The sequence below is a fragment of the Myxococcus sp. CA023 genome, assembly GCF_010998615.1.
GTDB lineage: Bacteria > Myxococcota > Myxococcia > Myxococcales > Myxococcaceae > Myxococcus.
Genome location: NZ_JAAEAH010000170.1, coordinates 1 through 1,928 on the forward strand (window position 1 = coordinate 1; position 1,928 = coordinate 1,928).

The 1,928-nt window shown below is 70.9% G+C and carries 2 protein-coding genes; both read left to right on the forward strand.

Annotation, left to right across the window (positions count from 1 at the left end; translation table 11 throughout):
- Window positions 1-328: 328 nt before the first annotated feature.
- Window positions 329-1,519, forward strand: coding sequence for a nitronate monooxygenase family protein (locus tag F8M74_RS37085; protein ID WP_141259168.1), 1,191 nt, complete (start codon window positions 329-331; stop codon window positions 1,517-1,519).
- 19 nt (window positions 1,520-1,538) lie between these two features.
- Window positions 1,539-1,928: hypothetical protein (locus tag F8M74_RS37090; RefSeq protein ID WP_141259169.1), on the forward strand; the 390-nt coding region annotated here is incomplete at its 3' end.

The window sequence follows — 1,928 nt, forward strand, 5'->3', positions numbered from 1 at the left end:
CCCCCGCTCCTCCACCTGCCCCTCCCCAGCTCCACCTCGCCAGGGCACACGCTACCGTCAGCCTCCCACGGGCTTCTCGCGAAACAGGGATAGGGCGGGCACAACGAACCGACGTGAGATCAAGGCGATAGCGGGTAACAGCGCGTCCTGCCTGGGGTTTGCTATTGCCCTACCCCCGGGTTCAAGTCCCGTACTCTCACCAAGCTCGGCGCGCGGCTGTTACCCGGCAACCAACCTGGAAGGCCCTCTTCCGCTCCCCGCCTCTAGGTCGAGAGGGTTGCTGGTAACCTTGGAGAAGCCGAAGAGCCCGCCAGCTTCAGGAGACCCGATGAACGGAGCGAATGACGGACGTTCCCCGCCCTCTTCCCGTGAATCCGAGCCCGACGACGAGCGCAGTGACTCGAGTCCTGAGCCCCGGCGGCCTCCGATTTATGTCCTGGAAGGCAACACCCTGCACACGCGGCTGACGCGTGAGTTGGGGGTGAACTATCCGTTCGTCAGCGACGGCATGGCCTTCGTGTCGCTGCCGCCGCTGGTCATCGCCGTGTCGGAAGCTGGCGGCGTGGGCATGCTCGGCGCCGCACTGGAACCGGCGGACATCCTGGATGTCCGGCTCCACACCATCCAGGAAGGCACGCGGCGCCCCTTCGGCGTGAACTTCCTCATGGCCCAGCGGGACGGCCGGCATTTCACCACGCGCGAGCACATCGAGACGTGCATCGCCCGGCGCGTGCCCATCGTCTCCTTCCACGGTGGATTGCCACCCGAGGAGTGGGTGGCGGCGCTGCGGGCCGCGGGCGTCCGGGTCTGGGTCCAGGCCCCCTCGGGAGAGGTGGCTCGACGGGCCCTGCTGCTCGGCGTGGACGGGCTCATCGCCCAGGGCCGGCAGGCGTCCGGCCTCAACCAGAGCACCACGCCCACCCTGGCGCTGGTGCGCGAGCTGCGCGCACTGACGGACACGGTGCCGGTGCTGGCCGCGGGCGGCATCGCCGACGGGCTCAGCGCGGCGCGCGCCCTCTTCCATGGCGCGGACGGCGTCTGGGTGGGCACGCGCATGGTGGCCTCCGTGGAAGCGCACGCCCACCCGGCCTACAAGCAGCGCATCGTCGATGGGGACGCGGGGGATTCGGACGTCACCACCGTCTTTGGCCTGGAATGGCCGGGCCATCGCATGCGCGTGCTGCGCAACCGCGTGGTGCGCGAGTGGACGGGACGCGAGGGCAGCGTGCCCATGCCCATGGCGACATCGGAGCGCGTCGGCACCACCCGGCTGTTCCCCGGCACCCCAGGCGGCGGCCCCCTTGTCGACGTGCCGCGGCACAGCACCTTCGTGCCCACTCCGGACACCGAGGGGGACCTGGAAGAGATGGCCATGCCTGCCAGCGGCGCCAGCATGGCGCGCATCGAGAGCGTGCTGCCCGCCGGACAAATCGTGGTGGAGCTGATGGAGCGAGCGCGCCGGGTGCTCGCCGATCCGCATGGCCTGGACGCCGACGCGGATGAGGACGGCCGGGGCTGAATTGGAGTAGAGCGCCCTCATGGGTGCAAGGTGGCGTCGAACGGCACAGGTCGGATGGCTGGCTTTCGCGCTGTGCGGTGCCATCGCGGTGGTGCGCGCCTCCACGGCCGAGCTGCCGCCGCGCGAACGCACCCTGAACGCGGCCGAGCGCAAGCTGGTGGGCCGCGCCGCCGCGAGCCAGGAGCCGGAGTGGCGCCGCAAGTCGCGTCAGTCCTTTCCCGGCGACCGCTGGTCCCAGGACGATGACTTCGGCGCGTCCGAGCGCCAGTGGGCGCTGGACGAGGCCCGCCGCCGCCGCGTGCCGGTGACGGACGTCCTGGGCGCCATCGACGAGGAGCTGCACAGCCAGCCCGTGCTGCCCCCGCGCAAGGCCACCGCCAGCCCCTGCAAGCCCCGCCCCTTCTACGAC